This window comes from Streptomyces sp. NPDC030840 (assembly GCF_055572015.1).
Window position 1 is genome coordinate 119312 of the sequence record NZ_JBVIEE010000014.1, and the last position, 24986, is coordinate 144297.

The window sequence follows — 24986 nt, forward strand, 5'->3', positions numbered from 1 at the left end:
TTCTCATGCCCCGCCGGTGACGAAGCGTAGGAGTACCCCTTGAGCCGCAACACGCGCAGAAGACGCCTCACTGGCGCACGGCTCGCCACCTCCGCAGCCATGGCCCTGATGCTGGGCGGAGGTGGGCTGGTGGTGGCGAACGTCTACGCCTCGGCCACCGAGAGCCACGGTCCGTCGCGGCAGACGGCCCAGACGACGGCCGGCCGGGCGCCGGCCTCGGGAGCGGCCACGATCGACTGTCCCGACGTCGGCAGCCAGTTGACCGCGGTGCCCGACCAGGCGCGCCCCGAGATCGACCAGGAACTCGCCCTCCTGGACAAGCAGGTCGCCGAGGCCTACCAGCGCCTCCAGGGCACCGCACCGGCCCAGCTGCGGGACAGCGGTTTCACCGACTCCGCGATCATGAACCCGCTGAAGGAGAAGAGGGCCGCGACGATCGAGCGGATCCTGATCGCCGTCGACCGCGTGGGTGACCGCCCCCAGGGCCTCGAAGCCTTCGCCCCCTGTACGTTCCGCGCCTCCGGCAACCAGGACGACGCCGACCCGCAGGACGGGCCCGGCCAGGCGGACGACGGCGGCAACCAGGACGGTCAGGACCAGAACCAGGGCGACGGCCAGGGCCAGGACAACGGGCAGAACCACGGCGACGGTCAGGGCCGGGACAACCAGCAGGGCGACACCAACGACGGCGCGAGGGGCAACGGCGGCCAGGCAGGCAACGGACCCGTCGCCGCCGACTTCGTGGACATCACCACGGTCCAGCCCAACGTCCACAAGCCGCAACCCCGAAGCGGCGCCTCCCGCGGCACCTTCACCACCGACTGCGGTGTCAACGCCGACGGTCTGTTCAACTCCGACAACGTCATCGTGGCCCCTGGCGTATCCAATGGCGCCCACCACTTCCACGACTACGTCGGCAACCAGGCCAACAACGCCTTCGCGAGCGACGAGGACCTGGCGAAGGCGGGGACGAGCTGCGAGGCCGAGGGCGACAGGTCCTCCTACTTCTGGCCCGTCCTGCGCCTGCAGAACGGCACCCAGGAGCAGGACGCGAACTCGCCCGGCGGCGGCATCGAGGGCAACGCCGGCGAGATCGTGACGCCCAAGCAGGTCACGATGACCTTCGTGGGCAACCCCGGCGGCGAGGTCACCGGGATGCCGAGGCTGCTGCGCATCATCACCGGAGACGCCAAGGCGTTCGTCAACGGGACCGCCAACGCCAACGCCTCCTGGAGCTGCACCGGTTTCGAGGACAAGGTGCAGTTGAAGGACAAGTACCCCCTGTGCCCCCGGGGCAGCGACGTGGTGCGCACCTTCAGGTTCCAGAGCTGCTGGGACGGACGCAACATCGACAGCGCCAACCACCGCACCCACGTGGCCTTCGCCGACGCGGACGGCAACTGCGGCAACGGCTTCCGGGCGATCCCGCAGCTCGTCCAGCGCGTCGTCTACGACGTCGACGCGCCGAGCCTGGACGACGCCGGCAGGACGACCCTGCTGTTCGCGGTGGACTCCTTCCCCGAGCAGCTGCACAAGCCGGTCACCGACCACGGGGACTTCATCAACGTCTTCGACGAGGACCTCATGCGGGAGATGGTCGACTGCATCAACAGCGGCCAGAAGTGCGACGCCGCCTCCGGGCCCGCCGTCAACCCGCGGCCGGGCAGCGGCGGCGAGAACACCGGAAGCGGGGAGACACTGGCCCCCGCCACCAGCGAACCGGCACCCGAACAGGACGGCGACCAGGCGGAGCAGCCCGCCGACAAGGGCGGCGACAGTGCCGGCGCGCAGCCGAAGACCTACGCGCTGCCCACGGCCACCCACCGCGAGCAGACGCCGTCCACGTCCAGGACCGACGGTGCCACCCCCGGCCCGGAGCCGACCACGGGCGACAACGGCCAAGCGGGCGGTTCCGGTGTCGCCCCGCAGTCGATCACGGGGGACCTCGCCGACACCGGCGCCCGGTTGTGGCCGGCGGCGATCGGAGGTGTGCTGCTGCTCGTCGGAAGCGTGCTGCTACGCCGTATCCGCGGCCGGAGGTGGTGACATCGCCCGGCGGGCACTCAGCGCCGCCGCCAGCAGGCGCTCGTCCAGTTCCATCTCGCCGTCGGGTGTGGAGTCGTTGCAGGGGATACGGGTACGACAATCGATCATCGCCGTCACGTGCGGCAGCGCGGCGAAGGCCTGGTGCCCCATCCGCGCCAGCCCCCGCAGGTAGTACTCGCCGATCCCGTAGTCGTCCACGTACGGCGTCATGAGGGCGAGAAGCCGCCGCAGCGCGCCCGGCCCCGCGTGCCGTAGCCACAGGGGAGCGCACTGGGCCTGTGAGCGGCCCGGCCGGCGGAACGTGAGGTTGTGGAGCTGGGCCGCCTGCCGGAAGGTCAGCGGCCCGGCGTCCAACAGAGCACTGAAGATCTCCGGGGCGCGGTCGAGACGGGTGACGCCGATGGGTTTCGCCGCGAGCAGTGCGGCGGCGGACGCGCGGTCGTGAGGGGGCACCGCTGCGGTCCGGGCCGGCGGACGGCGGGACTTCGGGTACGGCTCGAAGGGCACTCCTCGCAACAGGGCACCGTGCACCCGCATCGCCTCACCGGAGATCGACGCGGTGCGGAAGGCCTCCGCGAAGGCCGGACTGGGCCGCGGCCCGGCGCTCCGGACGAGCGACGGCAACAGCTCGACCGCTGCCGCGCGCCACAACTGGCATGCTGCCCGGGCGAGTTGGGCGCCGATGTCCCGGGTGACGGGATCGCCGAGGAGACGGGCGACGAGGGCGTACGTGTGTGTCTCGCGTCCGAGCGCGTGCAGTGCCCGCGCCCACGACTGCCCGAGTTCCCCGGGGTTCGCACGAGGGGCGGCCTCGCGTGCCCCGGCGAACAACGCGGCGTCCAGGCCCGGCCACTGGGCGGGAGCGGCGGCCCGCAGCGACGTGAGGTGGGTCAGGAGGTTCGTGATGGCGGCGCCGTCGCCGACGGCGTCGTCCCGCCACGTCATCGGCCGGGGCGGAGGCCGCCCTTCCGCGCAGAGGTCTCGATCATGTGGCCGATCATCTCACGGGGTCCGGCTCCCCACGGTGTCCAGGAGGTGGGCGACCAGAGGGTTCTTGTCGCCCTTGCGCCAGGCCACGGCGACCCGGGTGCGGACGGCGGCCGGTTCGATCCGGCGGAAGGCGACTCCTTTCAGCCGGATGCGGCGGATGCTCGCCGGAGCCAGGGAAACGCCCAGGCCGGTCTCCACCAGGGCGCAGACGGTCTGCCATTCCACAGCGTGCTGGGCCACCCGGGGGGTGAAGCCCGCCGCGGCGCACAGACCGGTGATCTGGTCGTGCAGGTGCGGGCCGACCGCGCGGGGGAGGAGCACGAAGGGTGAGTCCGCCAACTGGCCGACGTGGACGGTTCGCCGGGCCGCGAGCGGGTGCGCGGACGGCAGGACCGCCACGAAGGGCTCGGTCAGCACCGTCCTGAAGGCGAGCTGCGGCTCGTCGTCGGGCGGCTCGCGCAGCAGACCGATGTCGATGGTCCCCTCGTGCAGGGCGGCGATCTGGGGTGCCGTGGTCATCTCGTGGATGTCCAGGCGCACATCGGGGAACCGCTCGCGGTGAGTGCACAGCAGGCCGGGCAGAACGGTCAGGGCCACCGAGGCGGCGAAGCCGATCCGCAGCCGGCCGGTGCGGCCGCTGCCGACGGCCCGCGACGCGGCCAGGCCCTCGGCGAGTGAACTGAGCGCCCGACGGGCGGCGGGCAGCAGTTCCCGGCCCGCCGGGGTGAGGGCGACGCGACCCGGTTCGCGGCTGAACAGCGCGTGGCCGACCTTGTCCTCCAGCCGGCGGATCTGCTGGCTCAGCGGGGGCTGGGCGATGCCCAGGCGGGCGGCCGCGTGGCCGAAGTGGAGTTCCTCGGCGAGCACGACGAACGCGTGCAACTGCAGCAGGGGAAGTTCGGGACGGTCCATACCCCAGGGATACCAGTGGCCGTACGAGCAGCGATATCAGCAGAGGTATCAGTTCAGGCTGTTGCCTGTATTGGACGTATCCACGCTGGTCACCTAGCGTGCGGCGCATGACAGAGCGACGCGCGATCCTCAGCGGCTCGACCTTCGAGGAGCAGATCGGTTACGCCCGGGCCGTGGTCGACGGCGACTGGGTCCATGTGTCCGGGACGACCGGGTACGACTACGCCTCCATGACGATCTCCGACGACGTCGTGGAGCAGGCCGGGCAGTGCCTGGCCAACATCGAGGCCGCGCTGGCAGGGGCTGGCTGCACGTTCGCCGACGTCGTCCGTGTGCGCTATCTGCTGCCCGACCGCGATGACTTCGCGCCCTGCTGGCCGCTCCTGCGCAAGGCCTTCGGCGAGGTCCGTCCGGCCGCCACGATGCTCATGTGCGATCTCTACGATCCCCGCATGAAGATCGAGATCGAGGTGTACGCGCGGCGCCGCCGCTGAAGACCCGCACGGTGGCCGGCCGCGTGATCCGGTCGGCCGAACGGCCCGTTTTCACCCGGCGGTGACGGGATACGCGGTCCTCATGGTGCAAATCGGATACACGATGATGACGGAGCAGGCCGGTCCCCGCGACCTCGTCGATCACGTCGTCGGAGCGGAGGAGGCCGGCTTCGACTTCTCGGTGACGAGCGACCACTACTTCCCCTGGCTGCGGTCCCAGGGCCACTCGCCCTACGCGTGGACCGTTCTCGGCGCCGCGGCGCAGGCGACGTCGCGCATCCCGCTGATGACGTACGTGACCTGCCCGACGTTCCGCTATCACCCGGCCGTCGTGGCACAGAAGGCGGCGACCCTGCAACTGCTGTCCGAGGGCAGGTTCCGTCTCGGCCTCGGCTCGGGTGAGAACCTCAATGAGCACGTAGTGGGCCGGGGCTGGCCGTCCGTCGACGTACGGCACGAGATGTTCGAAGAGGCCGTCGGTATCATCCGCGCGCTCTTCGAAGGCGGACATGTCACCCACCACGGCAAGCACTACGACGTCGACTCGGCACGACTGTGGGACCTGCCGGACGAGCCGCCGCCCATCGGGATCGCCGTGTCCGGTGAGCAGTCCTGTGCCCTGGCCGGACGCCTGGCCGACCTGGTCATCGCCACCGAGCCCAAGCAGGAGCTTCTCGCCGCGTTCGACCGGCACGGTGGCTCGGGCAAGCCCAGGGTGGGGCAGCTGCCGGTCTGCTTCGACACCGACCGCGACGCGGCCATCGCCCGCGCCCACGACCAGTTCCGCTGGTTCGGCGGCGGCTGGAAGGTCAACTCCGAACTCCCGCACCCCGATTCGTTCGCCGGAGCCACGCAGTTCGTGACACGGGACGACGTCGCCGAGTCCATCCCCTGCGGTGACGACCCCGACGCGTTCGTGTCGGCCGTACGGCCCTACGTGGAGGCGGGGTTCACCGAGGTAGCCCTCGTGCAGATCGGCGGCGACAGCCAGCACGCCTACCTGGAATGGTCGGAGAAGACACTGCTGCCCGCGCTCCGGGACGCGTTCGCCTGAAACACGCCTGACCGGGCTGAGCCCTCCGGCACGCCGAGCGGGCATGCCGTCGGGGCGCCCGGCGGGGGCGGCGCCGACCAGCCGATCCGTTCGTTCCCGGCCCGCGGAGTCCGGGAGCGCGCACGGAACTCCGGCCGGTCCCGGGTCCCGGACAGCACCGCCCAGCGTCCGGCCTCGGGGGCGAACCGCGGGGCAGCCCGCTCGCGACGCTCCCGCTCCGGGCGCTTCAGCTTCCCCTGCCCAGGCACGGGCCCATGTCCCCGCTCTCCCGCACCCGGCAAAAAATGATCAGGATGCGAGCGAGCGCCACCCGCTGGTGGCAAGGTTGGGGGACCGGGCTCCAGCCGGGCGGCGTCCGAGGGCGCGCCGCCCCGTGAGAAGGGAACTCTCGATGGCCGAGCAGGACGAGCGGTTCGACGTCGTCGTACTCGGTGCGGGTCCCGGCGGCTACGTGGCCGCCATCCGCGCCGCCCAACTGGGCAAACGCGTCGCCGTCGTCGAGGAGAAGTACTGGGGCGGCGTCTGCCTGAACGTCGGCTGCATCCCCACCAAGGCCCTGTTGCGCAACGCCGAACTCGCTCACATCGTCACCCGGGAGGCGAAGACCTTCGGCATCAAGGTCGACGGGCAGGTCTCCTTCGACTACGGCGAGGCCTTCCGCCGCAGCCGCCGGGTCGCGGACGGCCGGGTCAAGGGCGTCCACTACCTGATGAAGAAGAACAAGATCGCGGAGATCGACGGCCGCGGCACGTTCCTCGACCCCCACACGCTCCAGGTGGCCGGTTACGACGGCGACACCCGCACCATCGGCTTCGACCACTGCGTCATCGCCACCGGCGCCACGCCGAAGCTGCTGCCGGGCACCCGGCGTACGTCGCGCGTGGTGACGTACGAGGAGCAGATCCTCGCCGAGGACCTGCCGCAGTCGATCATCATCGCGGGAGCCGGCGCCATCGGCATCGAGTTCGCGTACGTCCTGCACAACTACGGCGTGAAGGTCACCGTAGTGGAGTTCCTGGACCGTGTCGCCCCGCTGGAGGACGCCGACGTCTCCGCCGAACTGGCACGCCAGTACCGCAAGCTGGGCATCGACGTCCTCACCTCCACCCGGGTCGACGCCATCGACGAGTCCGGCCACCAGGTCCGCGTCACCGTCACCGGCAAGGACGGCGGTCAGCAGGTCCTGGAGGCCGACAAGGTGCTCCAGGCGATCGGCTTCGCGCCGAACGTCACCGGCTACGGCCTGGAGAACACCGGCGTGCGGGTCACCGAGCGCGGAGCGATCGACGTCGACGGCCGCTGCCGCACCTCCGTGCCGCACATCTACGCCATCGGCGACGCCACCGCCAAGCTCATGCTCGCGCACGCCGCCGAGGCGATGGGCGTGGTCGCCGCCGAGACCATCGCGGACGCCGAGACGATGGAGCTCGACTACGTGATGATCCCGCGCGCCACCTACTGCCAGCCGCAGATCGCGAGCTTCGGCTACACCGAGGCCCAGGCGCGGGAGCAGGGCTTCGACGTCAAGGTGGCGAAGTTCCCCTTCACCGCGAACGGCAAGGCGCACGGCCTCGGCGACACCACCGGCTTCGTGAAGCTGATCAGCGACGCGAAGTACGGCGAGCTCGTCGGCGCCCACCTCATCGGCCCCGACGTCACCGAGCTGCTGCCCGAGCTGACCCTGGCCCAGCAGTGGGACCTCACCGTCCACGAGGTGGCCCGCAACGTGCACGCCCACCCCACGCTGGGTGAGGCGGTCAAGGAGGCGGTGCACGGCCTGGCCGGACACATGATCAACATGTGAGCGGGCGTGCCGGCGCGTGATGGGTCACAGGGGCGCTTCGGGCATGATCCCCAGTTGCGTGAACAGGTCCGCCTGGTCGAAGTACAGGCGGTAACTGACGATGACCCCGTCCTCCACCGTGGCGAGGTCGCAACCGAGGATCCGGACCTCCTGCTGCGTGGCCGGGAGGGTTTCGCCGGTCGGCAGCGTGATGGGCCCGGTGTTGCGCCCGCCGAAGTACCCCTCGTCGATCGCGGTGTCACCGGCCTCGTACTTGCGCAGCGACTCGAACCTCGCCTGCGGGATCATCTCCGTCATCAGCTCGAAGTACTCGACGATGCTGTCACGGCCCCTGAGCTCTCCGGCGTCGGGCGTGACGGCGACCACGTCCTGCGCGAAGCACTCGGCGACGGCCTTGGGATCGCGTGCCGTCGTCAGCGCTTCGGTGAGCCGGTCCATGACCTCACGTGCCTGTCCCATGATCCACCTCCTGCGTCCCCACCGCGTTGTGAGCGCTTCCATTCTCCTCTCGCGTCCCGGGCCCCGCGCGCCCTGCCGGCGGCCCCGCACCGCGCCCGTCGGGCGGTTGTCCTGCCCGATGGGCGGGGGCAGACGGTCGGCCACGTCTTCGGCACGGCCGGCACTCACCGGTTCGTGGAGGCCTGCCGCACCCAGTGGCCGCCTCCGCCGGCACGGGCTTCCAACAGCGCCTTGAAGCTCTCTCAACACGCTTGAGCACTCCGGTGCGTCGTGGCACGATCACAAAAGTGAGCAGCAGACCCCCCGCGGAGCAGCGCCTGAGCGACCTCTCGCGGCTGCGTCGCGTGCGTGACCGGATCGACCGGGAGTACGCGCAGCCCCTCGACGTCGAGGCGCTCGCCCGGGGCGCGAACATGTCGGCCGGGCACCTCAGCCGCCAGTTCAGGCTCGCCTACGGCGAGTCGCCCTACGGCTACCTGATGACGCGCCGGATCGAGCGCGCGATGGCGCTCCTGCGTCGCGGGGACCTCAGCGTCACCGAGGTCTGTTTCGCGGTCGGCTGCTCGTCGCTGGGCACCTTCAGCACGCGCTTCACCGAACTGGTCGGCATGCCACCCAGCGTCTACCGCCGCAAGGCGGCCAGCTCGACGGAGGGCATCCCGTCCTGCGTGGCGAAGCAGGTGACGAGACCGGTCAGGAATCGAGAAGCGCGGGCACCCGGGGTGCGCATAGCGTGAAGGTCATGGACATCACCATTCACACCAGCGTCCTCCCGCACGACGACCCGGACGCCGCCCTGGCCTTCTACCGCGACACCCTGGGCTTCGAGGTCCGCAACGACGTCGGAACCGGCACGATGCGCTGGATCACTGTCGGCCCCGCCGGCCGGCCCGACACGAACATCCTCCTGGCCCCTCCCGCCGCCGACCCCGGCATCACCGACGACGAGCGCCGCACGATCGCCGAGATGATGGCCAAGGGCACCTACGGCTGGATCCTGCTGGCCACCAGAGACCTCAACGGCACCTTCGACAAGCTGCAGGCAGGTGACGCCGAGGTCGTCCAGGAACCCACCGAGCAGCCCTACGGCGTCCGCGACTGCGCCTTCCGCGACCCCGCGGGCAACATGGTCCGCATCCAGGAACTGCGCTGACACGTCCGTCACCCACCGCCACGGACCCCGAGGGCGCCGGCCCTCACCCGCTTCCCGACCCTGACCGGTACGGCCGCGCCCACCGGCTGCGGCCCTCGGCGCCGCACCGGCCGGGCCCCACCCCTCCCCGCCCGGCGCCCGGGCCTGGCGCGGGGGGAGCGAGACGCGCACCGGACGACCAGCTCGATGCCAGGCCGGATCAAGCCAAGCGAACCCGACGGTGGCCGCGATGGCGGCCCCGCCCAACAGATGGAGACACGATGAGCACGGCCAAGAGGACGCACACGCAGTCGCCTTCGCCGCACGCTGCCGACACCCACGACCTGATCCGCGTGCATGGCGCACGCGAGAACAACCTCAAGGACGTCAGCGTCGAGATCCCGAAGCGCCGGCTCACCGTGTTCACCGGCGTCTCCGGGTCGGGCAAGAGCTCGCTGGTGTTCGACACGATCGCCGCGGAGTCGCAGCGGCTGATCAACGAGACCTACAGCGCCTTCGTACAGGGCTTCATGCCGACCCTCGCACGGCCCGAGGTCGACGTCCTCGACGGGCTGACCACCGCGATCAGCGTCGACCAGCAGCGGATGGGCGGCGACCCCCGCTCCACGGTCGGCACCGCCACCGACGCCAACGCCATGCTGCGCGTCCTGTTCAGCCGGCTCGGGAAGCCGCACATCGGACCGCCCAGCGCGTACTCCTTCAACACCGCCTCCGTCCGCGCGAGCGGTGCGATCACAGTCGAGCGCGGTGACAGGACCAGGGCCCAGAAGGCGACGTACGAGCGCATCGGCGGCATGTGCAACCGCTGCGAGGGCCGGGGCAAGGTCTCCGACATCGACCTCGCCCAGCTCTACGACGACTCCAAGTCGCTCGCCGAGGGAGCGTTCACCATCCCCGGCTGGAAGTCGGACAGCCAGTGGACCGTGCAGGTCTACGCCCAGTCCGGCTTCGTCGACCCGGACAAACCGATCCGCGAGTACACCAAGAAGGAGATGCACGCCTTCCTGTACGGGGAGCCGACCAAGGTCAAGGTCAACGGCGTCAACCTCACCTATGAAGGCCTGATCCCCAAGATCCAGAAGTCGTTCCTCTCCAAGGACAAGGAGGCGATGCAGCCGCACATCCGGGCGTTCGTGGAGCGGGCGGTCACCTTCACCACGTGCCCCGAGTGCGACGGCACCCGGCTCAGCGAGGGCGCCCGGTCGTCGAAGATCAACAAGATCTCCATCGCCGACGCCTGCGCGATGGAGATCCGCGACCTGGCCGCATGGGTCCGCGACCTCGACGAGCCGTCGGTGGCGCCGCTGCTCACCGCACTGCAGCACACCCTCGACTCGTTCACGGAGATCGGCCTCGGCTACCTCTCGCTGGACCGGCCGGCGGCCACGCTCTCGGGCGGCGAGGCACAGCGCGTCAAGATGATCCGTCACCTCGGCTCCTCACTGACCGACGTCACCTACGTCTTCGACGAGCCCACCATCGGCCTGCACCCCCACGACATCCAGCGGATGAACGACCTGCTCCTGCGGCTGCGGGACAAGGGCAACACGGTGCTCGTGGTGGAGCACAAGCCGGAGACGATCACGATCGCCGACCATGTCGTCGACCTCGGCCCCGGGGCAGGTACGGCGGGCGGCACCGTCTGCTTCGAGGGCACCGTCGAGGGACTGCGGGCCAGCGGCACCGTCACCGGCCGCCATTTCGACGACCGGGCCACCCTCAAGGACACCGTGCGCAAGCCCACCGGCACGCTGCCGATCCGCGGCGCGACCACCCACAACCTGCGGGGCGTCGACGTCGACATCCCGCTCGGCGTGCTCTGCGTGGTCACCGGTGTCGCCGGCTCGGGCAAGAGTTCACTCGTCCACGGGTCGATCCCCGCCGACGCGGGTGTGGTGTCGGTCGACCAGAGCCCGATCCGGGGATCCCGGCGGAGCAACCCGGCCACCTACACCGGGCTGCTCGACCCGATCCGCAAGGCGTTCGCCAAGGCCAACGGTGTGAAGCCGGCGCTGTTCAGCGCCAACTCCGAGGGCGCCTGTCCCACCTGCAACGGCGCGGGCGTCATCTACACCGACCTGGCGATGATGGCCGGTGTCGCCACCCCCTGTGAGGACTGCCAGGGGAAGCGGTTCCAGGCATCGGTGCTGGAGTACCACCTCGGTGGGCGCGACATCAGCGAGGTGCTCGCGATGCCGGTGGCCGAGGCCGAGGAGTTCTTCGGCGCGGGCGAGGCGCACACACCGGCCGCGCAGCGCGTCCTCGCCCGGCTCGCGGACGTCGGGCTCGGCTACCTCACCCTGGGTCAGCCGCTCACCACGCTGTCCGGCGGCGAGCGGCAGCGGCTCAAGCTGGCCACCCACATGGCCGACAAAGGCGGCGTCTACGTCCTCGACGAGCCGACGGCGGGTCTGCACCTCGCCGACGTTGAGCAGCTGCTCGGCCTGCTCGACCGGCTCGTCGACTCCGGCAAGTCGGTCATCGTCGTCGAACACCACCAGGCCGTCATGGCACACGCCGACTGGATCGTCGACCTCGGCCCCGGCGCCGGCCACGACGGCGGCCGGATCGTCTTCGAGGGGACCCCCGCCGACCTCGTCGCCGGCCGGTCCACCCTCACCGGCGAGCACCTCGCGGCCTACGTCGGCGCCTGAGATCCGGTTGATCAACCAGGGCACCTGGGACAGCAAGGACACGTGATACGAGGGGAAAGGTCGCGCTGCGGACCCGCCAGGACAGCCACGTCCCGGTCTTCCGGACCGAGCTGTACGAGGACGTGCTCATGCGCTCAGCGCGGCCGGTACACCGACACGAGGAAGGAAGCGGTCACCGGGAGAGGCCGCCGCAGAGGGGCAGTGCGCCGGAGTATTTCGTCTCGGGGGATGTGATGAGCGCTGGGACCCATGCCGGCGAGCCTGCCGATGTCCTCGCCCCCGAGAGTCATCGTGTACTCCAGGGCCTCGGTGCGGTCGAGACGGAAGTACGGGTCCACCGTGCGCCGCAGCCGTGCCCGCTTGGCGGGATCGACCGACAACAGCCGCAGATGTTCCCGGAGTTCGCCGAGGTGCTCTGGGGCGGGGATGACGGTCAGAAGAATGCCGGACGGTTGAAGGACCCGGTGGAACTCGGCGCCGTTGCGGGGTGCGAAGACGTTGAGGAGAAGATCGACGCAGTGGGTTCGCACGGGTAGCGGCTGCCAGACGTCCCAGGAGGCGGCCTCGGCCCGGACATGGGCCCGGGCTGCCCGTCGGAGGGCGTACGGGGAGGTGTCGAGGCCCAGGCCGGCGGCGGGGAGCGCGCCAAGGACGGTGGCGAGGAAGTAGCCGGTGCCGGTACCGGCGTCCAGGACGGTGCTGTCGGGCGGGCAGAGTGACGTGACGAGGCCGGCCAGGGAACGCGCGAGCGGCGCGTAGTGGCCGGCCTGCAGGAAGGCGGCGCGAGCCTGGACCATCGGCGGGGTGTCCGCGCCGGCACGGTTCATGGTTCCGGTCAGGAGACTGACGTATCCGTGCCGGGCGACATCGAAGGTGTGGCGTCGGGGACACCGCATCGACCTGTCGGCGGGTTCGAGACGGTCACCGCACAGCGGGCAGAGCAGAACTTCGAGGAGCTTGCGCTGCGGCTCATGGTGGGCGTGGGACGGTACAGGCATGGTGTTCCTCGGCAGCGGCGGCGGAAGTGGCGGCTGCGGGGTCGACGGCGGTGGGAGCGAACCGTCGGCGTGTCGGACCGACCGCGACAGTCACGGGCCACACGGAGGGCGGCTCTCCACCCAGCCCCGGCGGTGAAGTCGACGTCGGCACGCCGAAACAGCGGGGCCGCGAGATCCGCCCGGGCAGGGCCGGGGGGGGGGCGACGCCGCTGTGGTGACCGCGTGTCAGAGGAATACGTGCGGGACGCTACTGCATGCCATAGGACGAGGATACCGGGAGCCCCGTCGGTTTGGTCCATGGCGCCCGATGGCGTCGCTGGGCGTGGTGACGAACCCGCGACGGCCTCATGCCGTCGACGGACGACGCCACCTACCGATCGACCGTGAAACGGAAGGTCGTCGACTGCCGGGCCTGGAAGCCGAGACGTTCGTACAGCCTGTTGGCAGCCGCACGATCAGGCCTGGACGTGAGATCAACCGTCCGGGCGCCCGCCTCCCGCGCGATCCGCAAGGCCTCCTCGAGGAGGCGGCCGGCGACCCCATGCCCCCGCGCGGCACTGTCGACGACGAGGTCCTCGACACGGGCCCGCAGCCCGGACGGCAGCGGCAGCAGAACCAGTGTCAGGGTGCCCACGATCGCGCCGGATGTCCGCGCGACAAGCACCGTGCCGGCGTCGCAGGCCACCATCCGCTCGACAGCGTCGTGGTCGAGCGGCTTCGCGGTCGAGGACAGCTGCGGCAGCAACCGGTGGAAAGCGTCGACGAGTTCCTGGCTCGCTTCCCGGATGATCTCCACACGGACGTCCATACGGTGAGCCTAGTAGGGCACATTCCGAGACGTCCCGTAGGGGAGGCGCGCAGCGCGGCGCCCCACTTCGCGAGCTGCCGTCCTCTCATGAGCAACGGATGTCCGTCCTCGGGGCCGCACCCGGAAGTGGCGCGGCCCCGAGGGGGTGCGCTGCGGCGACCGTCAACGAGAACGGGACGTCCTCGGGCGGCGCAGCGCGAGGACCACGCCACCTCCGACGGCCACCAGAGCGGCCGCGGCGCCGAGGATCAGCGGGGTGTGGGAGCCTGCGCCGGTCTCGGCGAGGTGGGAGCCACCCCCCTGGGGTGAGGAGTTGCCGCTCGTGCCGGATCCGGCGGCCGGGGTGGTGCTCTGCGACGGAGTCGGCTGCTGGGCGGGCGTCCCCTTGGGGGGCCGCGTCGACGGCGTGGCCGAGGGCGTGGGTGACGTCTTCGAAGCCGAGCAGGCCTGGTGGGGAGTGGTCAGCAGGGGCTGGATGTCCTCGTCGACCTGGCTGCCCGCCTTGACATGGATCCGGTACGTCGTGTCGGGCGCCCAGTTCTCGGCGAAGTCGAGGGTGACACCCCGCGCGTTCGGTTGCTCGATCGTCTTCGTGTCGAGGAGCCGGTCTTCCTCGCCGGGGACGGTCATCTTGATGTACAGCGAGACTGCGGCCGGCGTACCGGAGGCATCGGTGTCCGTGACGCGGATGACGCCGTTTCCGCTGTCGTCGCAGGTGGCGACGGCGGAGAAGTCACGGATGGCGCAGGCTGACGCGGTGTTCGCGACGCCGACGGAGAACGCGGCCGCGGCACTGCAGACGCCCAGGAGGCGCACCGCTCTCGCGGCACGGAGAGAAGGGGACACAGTTGTCCTTCACGGGTTGCTGTAGCTCGATGGGGGTTCGCCGGGGCGGCCCAGCGGCCGCGGCCACCCGGCGAACGCCACACGTCTACAAGCCTTCTCAGACCCCTGTCAATGTTGCGTTTCCGCTGGTCACGGCGGGGTGAAGGGCTCCTCATGAACCGGTCGGCGCAAGGTCAAACCGTGGTCATGGCCGGTACGGGTTCGGTCATCCGTGGTGCGCCGTCGGCCGCCCGCCGTCCGTCGTGGTCCGCCACGGTCCGCCAGGCCGCTCCGGACCCTGGGCGTGCGGGATGGACACGACTCGGTGAGAGGCTTCATCATCACTGGATGATCAGGTCCGCCACCGTGAACGACGTCGCCGAGATCCGCGCGATGATCCGGGAACTCGCCGCTTACGAAAGGGCCGTGGAGCAGGCACGGGCCACCGAGGAGCAGCTCCGGCAGGCGCTGTTCGGCGAACACCCCGCAGCATTCGCCCTGCTGGCCGAGGACGACGACACCGGCGTCGTCGTGGGCTACGCGCTGTGGTTTCCGCTGTTCTCGACCTGGACCGGCACACGCGGCATGCATCTGGAGGATCTTTACGTACGCCCGCAGGCACGCGGTGGGGGACACGGCAAGGCCCTGCTGGCCGCCCTCGCCGCGATCTGTGAGCAGAACGGCTACGAGCGCTTCGAATGGTGGGTCCTGGACTGGAACGAGCCGGCCATCGGCTTCTACAAGTCGATCGGCGCGGAGCTCCTGGAGGAGTGGACGGTGTGCAGGCTCAGCGGTGAACCCCTCGCGGCACTCGCTGCCCGGGCGCCTGCCGTCGTGAACCGGGCTCCTGTCGTGTAGGAGTGCGACGCGTACGAGTCTCCCTCTTGTCGTCCTGCGTCCGCCGCGCCCTCGCCGCTTTCTGCCAGTACGGCATGGGCGGACCCGGGTTCGGGCGCCGGCGCGAGCCGGCGGTCCACGCCCCGTATCCGGTGGACGAAATCCGCCGGATCAACGCCCGCCACAACCCTCCGCGTTGAGGCCTTGTCGCACGCGGCTGCGAGGATGCGCGGATGACCTCTTCCCGCAGCCTGCCCCATGACCCCGATGGCGGTCTCCGCGCCGAGCTGGCCGGGCTCGTCGACGGCATCGAACCGTGGGACGAGCTCGAACACACCCACCGCCGGACCGCCGCGCAGTGGATCGCCGGCGGCGCGCCGGTGTACCGGACGCGCAAACCCGACGTCCCGGCGACGCACCTGGTGAGCTACTTCGTCGTGCTGGACGACAAGCGCGCCGAACTGCTGCTGGTCGCCCACCGGTTGGCGGGGCTGTGGCTACCTACGGGAGGGCATGTGGAGCCGGGGGAGAGCCCGTGGGCCGCGGTGGTCCGTGAATGCCGTGAGGAGTTGGGCATCACCGCGGTCGCGTCGCCGATCACGGGTGAGCGGCCCTTCTTCCTCACCGTCACCCGGACCCGGGGGCGCGGAGAGCACACGGACGTCTCGCTCTGGTACGTCCTCAGCGCCGATGCCGACAGCGTCACGGCCTACGATCAGGACGAGTTCGCGGGCATCCGGTGGCTGACCGTGGAGCGCGTGCTCGATGAGCCACTGGACGTGCTGGACCCGCACATGCACCGCTTCGCCCGCAAGTTGCGGCATGCGGCGCCGGTCTGAGGCGGCCGGTGCGCACGTGCGCCGACCCGGGCCACCACACGGGTGCGACTGCCTGGACGAGGACGGCAGTCGCACCCGCAACCGCGTCAGGGCTGGACGGGCTTGCCGCGTCCCCAGCCCCAGGCGAGCCGGTCGGCGCCGGACTGGTTGGTGGTGGCCAGCCAGGGCCGGGCGGGGTCGCCGGTCAGCTTCTGCAGCGAGTAGGTGTCGTCGGTGCGCAGGCCGGGCCAGTACACGGACCCCATCTTGAGTTCGCGGAACGTGTCGGTGACGGCCTGGATGAAGTTGATGTAGTTGTTGTCGGGCGCCGGCTTGTTGTAGTCGAGGCCGGTGGTCATGGGGGCGCCGAACTCGTCGGCGACGGTCCGGTTGGCGCAGTCGCCTATGCGCTCCTTGAGGTCGGCCACCCACTGGTCGTAGGTGGCGTACTCCTTCCAGAACCCGTAGTGGTGCAGTGACAGGTAGGTGCCTTTCAGGCGCGGGTCGGCGCAGACGGAGGTGACGTGGTCGTTGTAGCCGGCGCCGCTGACGAACACCCGGTTCCGTGGGACCGTCGGGTAGGTCGCCAGCCACTGCGCGGCGATGTCGGCCCACTCGGTGTCGGTGTAGCCGTGAGGTTCGTTCATCGGCTCGAAGTAGACGCGGCTGTCGCGCTTGTACGCCTTGACCACGGTGTCCCACATGGGCCAGTAGGTGGCGGTGTCGTCGATGAAGCCGTCCTTGCGGGGACCGGTGCCCTCCCAGTAGGAGAGGATGACCTTGAAGCCCTTGTCCGACGCGGCGTCGATGACCCCGCGGTAGGACTTCCAGTAGGAGCCGTTGACCGTGTACGGGTTGATGGGCAGCCGCACGGTGTTGGCACCGAGGTTCGCGCGGAACGCCGAGATGATGCGGCTCGCCTTGGCGTAGGTCCGGGCGTAGGTGTCGGACGTCGACAGACCGGACAGTACGACGGGGTCGTCGGCGAAGTTGTCGCGTGGGTCGGCCCAGTTCACGCCCTTGAACTGCGTCGTGTCTCTGCTGAGTCCGGTCCCGTCTCCGCTCGGCGTGGCGCCGGCGGGGCTGCCGGCGAGAGCGGTGCCGCTGGTCACGGCGATGACGATCGCCACGCAGGCGGCGCGCAGCCGGGGGGTGAAACGGGTGCTGGCTGGGGTTTTGCGCATCAGCTTGCCCTTTTCTTTCGGAGGATGGCGACCCGGCGCGTGGCGGTGGGGAGCCCGCGCGTGGTTGAGCGGCCACTGGAGGAAGTCGCCGGGCCGGACGGGTGGTGACGGCTCGCCGTGTGAGGAGCCCGGCTACGGTCCTACAGCGCCGGGGGTGCGAGTCGGACCGCCGTGACGATGGTCTCAGCGCCGGCCGGATTCGCTGCGGACGTAGCCAGGGACGACATGAAGCGAGGTGCGTGCCGATGCCGGCCTCGGCGCTTGTGCTCCAGGACGCTCCAGGCGCGGTAGGGCTTCGCCTGCGGTGCTGAGACCATCGTTCGCTCCTGCCTGCTCCACCAGCCGCACCGCGCTGTTCGCGTGAGCACCCCGGTCCCGGTCGGCCTTGGGCTGATGTTTACGTAAACATCACGGCGTCGGAATCGTGGCACCCGCCACAGTGATCGTCAAGGTTTCGCACGTGTAACAGCGGTTGCGGCGTGTCTCAGGCGTCGCGGTGGCTGAGACGACGGACTCGAACCCTGCTGTGTGATCGCTCTGTGCCGATCCACTGGCACTATGGCGGCAGGCGCTGACCGGAAAGGACCAACAGGGATGATCATCTTCGGCACCAAGGGATATCTCTACCAGCTCGCGATAGTGACGCTGGTGTGCGGGCACTGCGGCAACCCCTCCGCACACGCGCTCAGGAAACGCGTCACGAAGTTCACGCTGTTCTTCGTCCCGCTGTTCCCGTTCTCGACCAAGTACATGACGCAGTGCACCTTCTGCGGCGCGGAGCAGAAAGTGACCAGGGAACAGGCGGAACAACTGCAGGCGCAGGCCGGGAGCGGTCACGGTGGCCAGGCGTACGGACAACCACAGCAACAGCCGTACCAGTCCTGAGCGGTGGGGGAGTCCCGCCGGCCGCCGGACGAGGACGTCCGGCAGCCGCACGGTCACGGCTCGTCGCCGTCACTCGTGCGTTGGACCGCGGACGGCTCCTTCACGGACGGCTCCTCCACGGACGGTTCCGGTGTCGCCGACGACGCGCGGTCGGGGTCCCCGGGACCGGGCGTGGTGGCGGGGCTGGGGGCCGAACTGGTCCCCGAGTCGGAGGGGCGGTGGCCATCGGGGACGGGGGACACCGGCGTCGGGACCCCGGCCGGTGGACCGCTCGCGGGCGGCGGGGCGAGGGGAACCGACGGGGACGCGGGCGCCTCGTGTGCCGTGAGGCGCAGCGGCAGCGCGACGAGGGCGGCGACGGCGCAGGTCACTCCGACGCCCGCCGCGGCACGGAGCAGACGGCGGCGCGCGGCGGCACGACGGATCGCGTGGTAGCGGCCAGGGGGTGGGCCGAGGCGGTCCGAGGGCGGTCGCAGGATGACCGCGAGGGGATCGTCGTGCTCGAAGTCCGGACCCTCGTCAGAGTGTGTGATCAAAGCTTCTCCTCAGGTGGGCGCGGAGCAGTTCGCGGGCCGCGTGGAGGTCGGCCTTGATGGTTCCTTCCTTGCGCCCGGTCAGCACGGACACCTCGCGGATCGGCATGTCAGCGTAGTAGTGCAGCAGGACCGGTACGCGCAGTCGTTCCGGCAGCGACTGCACGAGCAGGCGGACCGAGGGATCGGCCTGCTCCGGGTGCGGGCGGACAGCGGCTTCCGCACTGGCCCGGCGCACGGCTCTGCGCTCGCGTTCCAGCCGCCGCCAGTGGTCGCGGACGAGGTTGGCCGCGGTGACGTAGAGGAACCCCTGGGGCTCCGCCACGGACGTCCAGCGGGCCCAGAGCCGGGTGAACGCCTCCGAGGCGATCTCGTGGGCCGTCTCGTCGTCGTCGACCAGCCGGCGGCACCAGCCGGCGAGGCGCGGGTAGAGAGCGGCGAACAACTCGGACGCTGCCCTCTCGCGGGACCGTTTCAACGCTCTCCATGGTCGTGATGTCGGGGTGGCGCTCGTGTGTGTGGGGAGGAGGAGCCCGGGCCGCTGGGGCCGGTTCCATCGGCCCGGGCTTTGGATGGCCTGCTCCCGTGCGTGGGTCAGGGGCTCGCGGAGCTCTGCGCGGCGAAGACGATCACGTTGTCGCGGTAGCCGTCACCGGTGCGGGGGCCGCCGCAGGTGATGAGCCGCAGCTCGGGACGGTCCACGTCCCCGTAGACCGCGTCCGCCGGGAAGTCGGCCCTGGCGACCGTTCGTACGGAACTGACGGCGAACAGCGCCGTCGTGCCGTTCTCCAGGCGTGTCACGATCCGCTGGCCCCGCCGCAGCCGCGCGAGATGACGGAAGACCCCGTCCCCGTAGGCGCCGACCGTGGCGTGGCCGAGGATCACCGACGGACCGATCTGACCCGGCGTCGGCGAGTACCGGTACCAGCCCGCCCGGTCGTTCGCGGTGACCGGCGGCACCTGCACACTGCCGTCGGGGGCCAGGCCCAGCCGTATGACCGGGGTGTCGACCGCGATGGCCGGGATCCGCAACCGCACCGGGACCGAACGGCCAAGGGCTCGGCCCGCCTTGGCGGAGGGCCGCGGCGCCGGCGCTGACGTGGTCACAGGTCGCGCGGTCGTGCCCCGACCGTGGCCACGGGGGCCGCCGCAGCCCACGAGCAGCGAAGCCGTCGCGGCGGTGGCGAAGGCGCGCCTGGAGAGCGCCGTCATGCCGCGGTCGCTCGCCGGCGACGCACGAGGAGGACCGTCGCGCCGCCACCGACGAGCACCGCGGCAGCACCACCGCCGACCACCAGCCCGCCCGCTGTTCCGGACTGCTCCGACGGCGCCACCCCCGTGTCCGGTGCGCCACTGGGCACGACGGAGACCTGGCCCTCGGCCGGCGCCTTGGTCGGTTCGGCGCTCGGAACGGGAGACGCGGCGGCCGGCTCCTCGGCCGGATCGGTGGCCGTCGGGGCAGGGGACGGGGCCTTGGAGGCCTCACGGACCGTGGGGACCGGGGTCACGTCGTCGGCGAACGCGGGTACCGCGCCCGCCAGTACAGCGGTTCCGGCGAGTGCCATGGCACTGAGGACAGTTCTGCGCATGAATCGCTCTCTCTGGTCGTTCCGCCCGCGCGGTGACGCGCCGGGCTGCGTGATGGATCGAACGGAGAGACGAGGCAGTGAGGGGGCAGGTTGTAAAGAGATGGCAAAGCCGCCTAGCCGCTGATCCGCGGTCCATCGGACAGGGACGGGGACGGACGAACGGGGAAGCGGCGGGGCGAGAGCGTGGGTGTACGGAAACCCGACGGCCGCCGCATGACGGCGGTAGGGGGCGGGGGATACCGATCCGGTGCGGGCACCGCCGGAAGAGAGCGGGCGTCGGGACGCTTCGGACGCTTCGGAGGCGGACGGGCTGTCAGCGCTGTGCGAGGCCCTGACGGCGCAGGACGGGCCGGTGGCCGGAGCGCTGGTCGAGGGAAAGCGGACCCGGTCCGGGTGCCGCCGGACCCAGGCCCGGCGTCGCGGCTTCGAGACCTGGCCGGCCGTGTTGATCCATAGCCATCACCCTGCCTCGGCGCACCGCCGGTTCGTGGGGGACCATGGGCGTGCGTGGACACCGGACAGGCGCGGACGTCGGCCTTCTCCCGGTGACCACCCGGGTGTTGGTCCTCATGGGTGAGCCCCCCGGATCCCGGGGTGCGGGCGTGAAGCCGTGCCGGAACTGGTCCACTCCCGGGACCGTACGCCCGCCGTCGCCGACACGGTGGCGGCGCTGCTCGACGAGGACGACCGACTCGTGCACGGAGGAGGCGACTGACACTTCCCGCGCGACGGGACGGGACGTTCGGCTGATGGCCGTTCCCTTACTCGTTGAGGTCCGGCAGCCGAGCCGGAGCCGGGCTGACGCGTTCGCCGTGCTGGTCGAAGACGAAGAGGTGAGCGAGGTCGACGAGGAGTGGGACCTGCATGCCCTGGCGGAGTTCGAAGTCCGGGGTCGTGCGGACCACCAGGTCACCAGGGAGGCGGCTCTCCTGCACCGCCGGTGCCGGCGGGCCCGGCTCCGCCTGCTGTGGGTGGTCCAGAACCACCACGGGGCCCGCGCGCAGGGCGCCGGCGCGCTCCCGGATGCGGTCCAGGACCGAGCCCTCGCGGCGGCGACGACGGACGGAGCGGGTCGGGTAAGGGGCTTCGAGGTCCGGTACGACGGCGGGCTGGGAGCCGGTGTTGAAGTGGACGAGCACCTCGTGCCCCTGGAACTCCAGGTGCTCGACCAGCCCGGTGATCGGTACCTCGCCGGGACGCGCGTCGGCGGGTCTGGCGATGCGCACCGCCTCCGAGCGCAGCCCGACGATGACCTCCCTGCCCTGCTGCACGCGCAGCATCTGGTGGTCAAGAGACAGGGGCTCGGGCAGCCGCAGGAACTGACGGCCCAGGCTGATGGACATGGCACCGCCGAGCGGGGCGCGGACCAGAGCGCGCAACAGGTTGATGCGCGGCGTGCCGATGAAGGCGGCGACGAAGACGTTCCGGGGCAGCGCGTACACCGACCGCGGGGTGCCCACCTGCTGGAGCACGCCGCCGCGCATGACCGCCACCCGGTCTCCGAGCGACATGGCCTCCGCCTGGTCGTGCGTGACGTAGACCGTAGTGACGCCGAGCTTCCGCGTGAGCGTGGAGATCTCGGCCCGCAGGTGGTTACGGAGTTTGGCGTCGAGATTGGACAGTGGTTCGTCCATGAGGAAGGCGGAGGGCTGGCGCACGATGGCACGGCCCATGGCCACGCGCTGGCGCTCGCCTCCGGAGAGCTGACGAGGGTAGCGGTCGAGGAGGTCCTCGATGCCGAGCATGCGGGCCGTCGCGTCGACGCGTGGGCCGTGGTCGTCGCCGGGGCTCTCGATACGCAGGGGGAATCCGATGTTGCCGCGGGTGGTCATGTTCGGATAGAGAGCGAAGTTCTGGAACACCATCGCCATCTCCCGCTCCGACGGCGGCAGATCATTGGCCTGCTCGCCGTCCAGCAGCAACTCGCCCTCGGTGATCTCCTCCAGGCCCGCGATCATCCTGAGCACGGTGGACTTGCCGCAGCCGGACGGCCCGAGCAGCACGAGGAACTCGCCGGGCGCGATGTCGAGCGAGAGCCCTTCCACCACGCGGACGCCCCGCGTGTAGGCCTTGCTTACATGGTGCAGAGAGATGGCGCGTGTCATGGCAGATGCCCCCGGGGGCTCACTGATCGCTGATGCTCCGCTGCCGGAACTCCCGTGCGGGTCGCACGGGACGTGTGCGTCACGGAAGTTAACGGACCGCACACCTCCTGGGGAAGACCCTGCCGGGATCGGATGGTCACGTCCCGGCGGCGGAGACAGCGGACTGCCCGATTCCTCGGGCGGCCGCCTCCCACTGCCGGTGACGGAGCAGCGGACCTGTCCGGCGCGGGGCATCAGCCCGTCGCACGGGCGAATCAGCCGATCTCCGGTTCACCCCGCGACCGCGACGGCCCCCTCGCGCGGTTCCAGCCGGGAGCCGGCGGAGTCCGCGCCCGCTTCCGCTGCCGGACGGCGTGAAGTGCCTGGTCGCCGACGACTGATGGACTACGGGAGCTGCGACGACGGCAAGGTCTACGACCTGTCGTAGAAGCTGCCGTTCGCGGCCTATGACATCGCGGCGGACGTCGACATCCTCTGGCTCGACATCCATGAGGGCAGCCTGAACGTCTCGGACCGGGGCGGCCGGCTCACCGTCAACGACCACGAGGACGAGCATCAGTGGGCTCGCCGAAGCCAGGGCGAGCACGCCTGGATGGTTCGCGCCGACGACCGGGCCGTGTACCACGGCCACCACCGGGGCGTGACGGCCTACGCGTCCGACAGCAGCGGCGAGTTGTGGCACACGTCCACACGAGGCGGTGTCCTGTTCGGATGGCAGGAGGACGACGCCGTGTACGCGGCGACCGCGCACCGACTCGTCCAGCGGCTGTCGAAGACGGCAGACAGAGACGAAGCCACCTGCACGTGCGACAGCGCGGTGTACTCGTGTGCCATAGCGCCCAGCGGGCAGGTGCTCTTCGCCGGTGACGCGGCGTCATCCGGCTACTGCTTCGACCGCGACGGCACCCGGCTGTGGAAGCTCGGCACCGGTGACGGCTCGGCACTGTCGATGCAGTACCGCGAAGAGCGGCTGTACCTGGTGATCACGGACGGCTCGCTGGTGTGCGTGGACGCGAGCGAGGCCGCCATCTCCGCGGCGCAGCAGGGCACGGTACCGGTGGCCAGGGACGTCAAAGTCGCCGCGGCCCTGCCGGCCTACGCGCCGGCCACAGGCGTGGCCGCGGTGGCGAGCGTCGACGGCGACGGCACTCCCGCCGGGGCGATCGTCGTCGAGTGCGTCCAGGAGGGCGGCCGCTTGCGCGTGCACGTCGTGTCCGAGGGCTACGACCCGTCCATGAAGGTCCAGTTCCCGCGCGCGATAGCGGGAGCGCGGCGCGCTACGTCGTGGACGCCCCGCACACGGCTGCCGGCGGCTGCTACCTACCGGGAGACCGGCGGACCTCAGGCGCGACGACGAGTCGAGTCGAGGTGGGCGAACACCACCACGTTCTCCTCGTATTCGCGGGTGCTCTTGTTGTAGGCGCCGCCGCAGGTGATCAGACGCAGCTGGGCCGAGGGGGTGTCGGCGTAGACCCGGTCGTTCGGGAAGTCGGCCTTGCTGAAGGCTTTGACCGCGTCGACCTTGAAGCTCGCGACCGTCCTGTCCGCACGGGCGATGTGCACCATGTTTCCGGGCCGGAGTGATTCCAGACCCGAGAACACGGCTGGGCCCGTCTTGGTGTCGACGTGCCCCACCACGATCGACGCGCCCCGTTCGCCGGGCGTCGCCCCGTCCCGGTACCAGCCGACGAGATTGTTGTCGTCGGCGGGTGGCGGGTTGAGCTGCCCGGACGTGCCGATGGTCAGCTCGGTGAAGGGCGCGCTCACGGCGATGGCCGGGATCAAGAGCCGCTCCGGCACAGAACGGGGCAGCGCCGGACCAGACGTGGGCGCCGTGGCCGTGGACGTCGCCGGGGCGACCGCCGCCGGTCGGGTCTGCGGCTTGAGATCCGCCCGGCTGTCCATGGAGTTGTGGATGAGCAGGGCTCCCAGTGCCGCCGCGACCGCGGGCCACCGAAGTGCGCGGAAGAGCGAGCGGGAGACGGGCTTGTTCTGGGACTGGTTCGGCTGGGGTGGCTGCGGGGGTGCTGCCATGGGGCGATGCCCTTTCGTGAACGGGACGGCAACGAGGTGCGTGGCGCAATGCCGCGGCCGCGGCCGTCGCCCCCTGTGAGGTGACGACGGCCGCGACAGCGCAGCAACTACGAGGGGACGTGATCAGCCCGCGGCATTCGCCGCGTTGCGGCGCCGGAGCACGTACGCTCCGGCCCCGAGGCCACCGAGCAGCAGCACGGAGCCTGCGGCCATGCTGCTTCCGGACGTGGCCAGGCCGCCGCCACCGGCGTGGACGCCACCCTTGGGCTTGTCCTTGCCGTAGTGGTCCCAGTCCTCCTTCTTGCCGTGGTCGTCCTTGCCGTAGCCGTCCTTGCCGTGCTCGTCCTTGTACCCGTCCTTGCCGTGCTCGTCCCAGCCGTAGTCGCCGTCGTTCGCGACGTTCGTGGTCAGGCCGCCGCCACCGGCGTGGACGCCGCCCTTGGGCTTGTCCTTGCCGAAGTGGTCCCAGTCGTCCTTCTTGCCGTGGTCGTCCTTGCCGTGCTCGTCCTTGTACCCGTCCTTGCCGTGCTCGTCCTTGTACCCGTCCTTGCCGTGCTCGTCCTTGCCGTGGTCGCCGTCGTTCGCGACGTTCGTGGTCAGGCCGCCGCCACCGGCGTGGACGCCGCCCTTGGGCTTGTCCTTGCCGAAGTGGTCCCAGTCCTCCTTCTTGCCGTGGTCGTCCTTGCCGTGCTCGTCCTTGTACCCGTCCTTGCCGTGGTCGTCCTTGCCGTGCTCGTCCTTGTACCCGTCCTTGCCGTGCTCGTCCTTGTACCCGTCCTTGCCGTGCTCGTCCTTGCCGTGGTC

The 24986-nt window shown here is 70.6% G+C and carries 24 protein-coding genes and 1 pseudogene; 11 read left to right on the forward strand and 14 right to left on the reverse strand.

Going from position 1 to position 24986, the window contains the following annotated elements; genetic code table 11:
• Positions 1-99: 99 nt before the first annotated feature.
• Positions 100-2046 carry a DUF1996 domain-containing protein gene (locus ACZ49J_RS27765; RefSeq protein ID WP_467452536.1) on the forward strand — a complete coding sequence of 649 codons (1947 nt, stop codon included), beginning with the start codon at positions 100-102 and terminating at the stop codon, positions 2044-2046.
• Here the strand turns inward: ACZ49J_RS27765 and ACZ49J_RS27770 are convergent.
• Together ACZ49J_RS27770 and ACZ49J_RS27775 are read right to left on the reverse strand one after the other, a co-directional pair.
• Complete coding sequence (locus tag ACZ49J_RS27770; protein ID WP_467452410.1) at positions 2017-2991, reverse strand: hypothetical protein; 975 nt, start codon at positions 2989-2991, stop codon at positions 2017-2019. The genes ACZ49J_RS27765 and ACZ49J_RS27770 overlap by 30 nt on opposite strands.
• 57 nt (positions 2992-3048) lie before the next feature.
• On the reverse strand, positions 3049-3948 hold the full coding sequence (locus tag ACZ49J_RS27775) for a LysR family transcriptional regulator (protein WP_467452411.1): 900 nt from the start codon (positions 3946-3948) through the stop codon (positions 3049-3051).
• A gap of 107 nt (positions 3949-4055) precedes the next feature.
• Here ACZ49J_RS27775 and ACZ49J_RS27780 point away from each other — a divergent pair, with 107 nt between their 5' ends.
• The 3 genes from ACZ49J_RS27780 (at position 4056) to lpdA (ending at position 7300) form a co-directional block, all read left to right on the forward strand.
• Positions 4056-4442 (forward strand): RidA family protein, encoded by a 387-nt coding sequence (locus ACZ49J_RS27780; protein WP_467452412.1) that lies wholly within the window; start codon positions 4056-4058, stop codon positions 4440-4442.
• An 82-nt stretch (positions 4443-4524) separates the two neighbouring features.
• Entirely contained in the window at positions 4525-5496 is a 972-nt protein-coding gene (locus tag ACZ49J_RS27785) for an LLM class F420-dependent oxidoreductase (protein WP_467452413.1), read from the forward strand.
• 391 nt (positions 5497-5887) lie between these two features.
• A complete protein-coding gene (lpdA, locus tag ACZ49J_RS27790) occupies positions 5888-7300 on the forward strand; it encodes a dihydrolipoyl dehydrogenase (RefSeq protein ID WP_467452415.1) in 1413 nt (470 codons plus the stop codon).
• Positions 7301-7324: 24 nt separating this feature from the next.
• Here lpdA and ACZ49J_RS27795 read toward each other — a convergent pair whose 3' ends face one another.
• Positions 7325-7759: a nuclear transport factor 2 family protein gene (locus ACZ49J_RS27795; RefSeq protein ID WP_467452416.1), complete on the reverse strand. Its 435-nt coding sequence runs from the start codon at positions 7757-7759 to the stop codon at positions 7325-7327.
• A gap of 287 nt (positions 7760-8046) precedes the next feature.
• On the opposite strand from ACZ49J_RS27795, the gene ACZ49J_RS27800 reads away from it, so the two are divergent.
• The 3 genes from ACZ49J_RS27800 (at position 8047) to ACZ49J_RS27810 (ending at position 11566) form a co-directional block, all read left to right on the forward strand.
• Positions 8047-8496 carry a helix-turn-helix transcriptional regulator gene (locus tag ACZ49J_RS27800; protein WP_467452417.1) on the forward strand — a complete coding sequence of 150 codons (450 nt, stop codon included), beginning with the start codon at positions 8047-8049 and terminating at the stop codon, positions 8494-8496.
• Positions 8497-8501: 5 nt separating this feature from the next.
• Positions 8502-8912 (forward strand): VOC family protein, encoded by a 411-nt coding sequence (locus ACZ49J_RS27805; RefSeq protein ID WP_467452419.1) that lies wholly within the window; start codon positions 8502-8504, stop codon positions 8910-8912.
• Between the two features lie 260 nt (positions 8913-9172).
• Positions 9173-11566: an ATP-binding cassette domain-containing protein gene (locus ACZ49J_RS27810; RefSeq protein WP_467452421.1), complete on the forward strand. Its 2394-nt coding sequence runs from the start codon at positions 9173-9175 to the stop codon at positions 11564-11566.
• 134 nt (positions 11567-11700) lie between these two features.
• Here the strand turns inward: ACZ49J_RS27810 and ACZ49J_RS27815 are convergent, their stop codons facing one another.
• The 3 genes from ACZ49J_RS27815 to ACZ49J_RS27825 form a co-directional block, all read right to left on the reverse strand.
• Positions 11701-12564 (reverse strand): putative RNA methyltransferase, encoded by an 864-nt coding sequence (locus ACZ49J_RS27815; protein WP_467452423.1) that lies wholly within the window; start codon positions 12562-12564, stop codon positions 11701-11703.
• 370 nt (positions 12565-12934) lie between these two features.
• The gene (locus tag ACZ49J_RS27820; RefSeq protein WP_467452425.1) at positions 12935-13372 is read right to left on the reverse strand and encodes a GNAT family N-acetyltransferase; all 438 of its coding nucleotides are present in this window, start codon (positions 13370-13372) and stop codon (positions 12935-12937) included.
• Positions 13373-13534: 162 nt separating this feature from the next.
• On the reverse strand, positions 13535-14218 hold the full coding sequence (locus ACZ49J_RS27825; protein WP_467452426.1) for an LAETG motif-containing sortase-dependent surface protein: 684 nt from the start codon (positions 14216-14218) through the stop codon (positions 13535-13537).
• Between the two features lie 327 nt (positions 14219-14545).
• Between ACZ49J_RS27825 and ACZ49J_RS27830 the strand changes: the two genes are divergently transcribed.
• Together ACZ49J_RS27830 and ACZ49J_RS27835 are read left to right on the forward strand one after the other, a co-directional pair.
• A complete protein-coding gene (locus ACZ49J_RS27830; protein WP_467452427.1) occupies positions 14546-15055 on the forward strand; it encodes a GNAT family N-acetyltransferase in 510 nt (169 codons plus the stop codon).
• A 212-nt stretch (positions 15056-15267) separates the two neighbouring features.
• A complete protein-coding gene (locus ACZ49J_RS27835) occupies positions 15268-15873 on the forward strand; it encodes an NUDIX hydrolase (protein WP_467452428.1) in 606 nt (201 codons plus the stop codon).
• Between the two features lie 86 nt (positions 15874-15959).
• Here ACZ49J_RS27835 and ACZ49J_RS27840 read toward each other — a convergent pair whose 3' ends face one another.
• Complete coding sequence (locus tag ACZ49J_RS27840) at positions 15960-17036, reverse strand: glycoside hydrolase family 5 protein (RefSeq protein ID WP_467452430.1); 1077 nt, start codon at positions 17034-17036, stop codon at positions 15960-15962.
• Positions 17037-17630: 594 nt separating this feature from the next.
• Here ACZ49J_RS27840 and ACZ49J_RS27845 point away from each other — a divergent pair.
• The gene (locus tag ACZ49J_RS27845) at positions 17631-17921 is read left to right on the forward strand and encodes a zinc-ribbon domain-containing protein (RefSeq protein ID WP_467452431.1); all 291 of its coding nucleotides are present in this window, start codon (positions 17631-17633) and stop codon (positions 17919-17921) included.
• 53 nt (positions 17922-17974) lie between these two features.
• Here ACZ49J_RS27845 and ACZ49J_RS27850 read toward each other — a convergent pair whose 3' ends face one another.
• The 5 genes from ACZ49J_RS27850 to ACZ49J_RS27870 all read right to left on the reverse strand — a co-directional run bounded on the left by ACZ49J_RS27850 (position 17975) and on the right by ACZ49J_RS27870 (position 22148).
• On the reverse strand, positions 17975-18457 hold the full coding sequence (locus ACZ49J_RS27850) for a hypothetical protein (protein ID WP_467452432.1): 483 nt from the start codon (positions 18455-18457) through the stop codon (positions 17975-17977).
• Positions 18441-18932 (reverse strand): RNA polymerase sigma factor, encoded by a 492-nt coding sequence (locus ACZ49J_RS27855; protein WP_467452434.1) that lies wholly within the window; start codon positions 18930-18932, stop codon positions 18441-18443. The genes ACZ49J_RS27850 and ACZ49J_RS27855 overlap by 17 nt, the downstream gene beginning before the upstream one ends.
• A 116-nt stretch (positions 18933-19048) precedes the next feature.
• Positions 19049-19666 (reverse strand): class F sortase, encoded by a 618-nt coding sequence (locus ACZ49J_RS27860; RefSeq protein ID WP_467452436.1) that lies wholly within the window; start codon positions 19664-19666, stop codon positions 19049-19051.
• The gene (locus tag ACZ49J_RS27865) at positions 19663-20043 is read right to left on the reverse strand and encodes a sortase-dependent protein (RefSeq protein ID WP_467452437.1); all 381 of its coding nucleotides are present in this window, start codon (positions 20041-20043) and stop codon (positions 19663-19665) included. The genes ACZ49J_RS27860 and ACZ49J_RS27865 overlap by 4 nt, the downstream gene beginning before the upstream one ends.
• Before the next feature lie 761 nt (positions 20044-20804).
• Positions 20805-22148 (reverse strand): ABC transporter ATP-binding protein, encoded by a 1344-nt coding sequence (locus tag ACZ49J_RS27870; protein ID WP_467452438.1) that lies wholly within the window; start codon positions 22146-22148, stop codon positions 20805-20807.
• A 318-nt stretch (positions 22149-22466) separates the two neighbouring features.
• Between ACZ49J_RS27870 and ACZ49J_RS27875 the strand changes: the two are divergent.
• Positions 22467-23486 (forward strand): annotated as a pseudogene (locus ACZ49J_RS27875) (WGR domain-containing protein); the annotation flags it as partial.
• 3 nt (positions 23487-23489) lie between these two features.
• On the opposite strand, the gene ACZ49J_RS27880 reads toward ACZ49J_RS27875, so the two are convergent.
• Both ACZ49J_RS27880 and ACZ49J_RS27885 read right to left on the reverse strand, forming a co-directional pair.
• Positions 23490-24182, reverse strand: coding sequence for a class F sortase (locus ACZ49J_RS27880; protein ID WP_467452439.1), 693 nt, complete (start codon positions 24180-24182; stop codon positions 23490-23492).
• Positions 24183-24305: 123 nt separating this feature from the next.
• Positions 24306-24986: hypothetical protein (locus tag ACZ49J_RS27885; RefSeq protein ID WP_468350584.1), on the reverse strand; the 681-nt coding region annotated here is incomplete at its 5' end.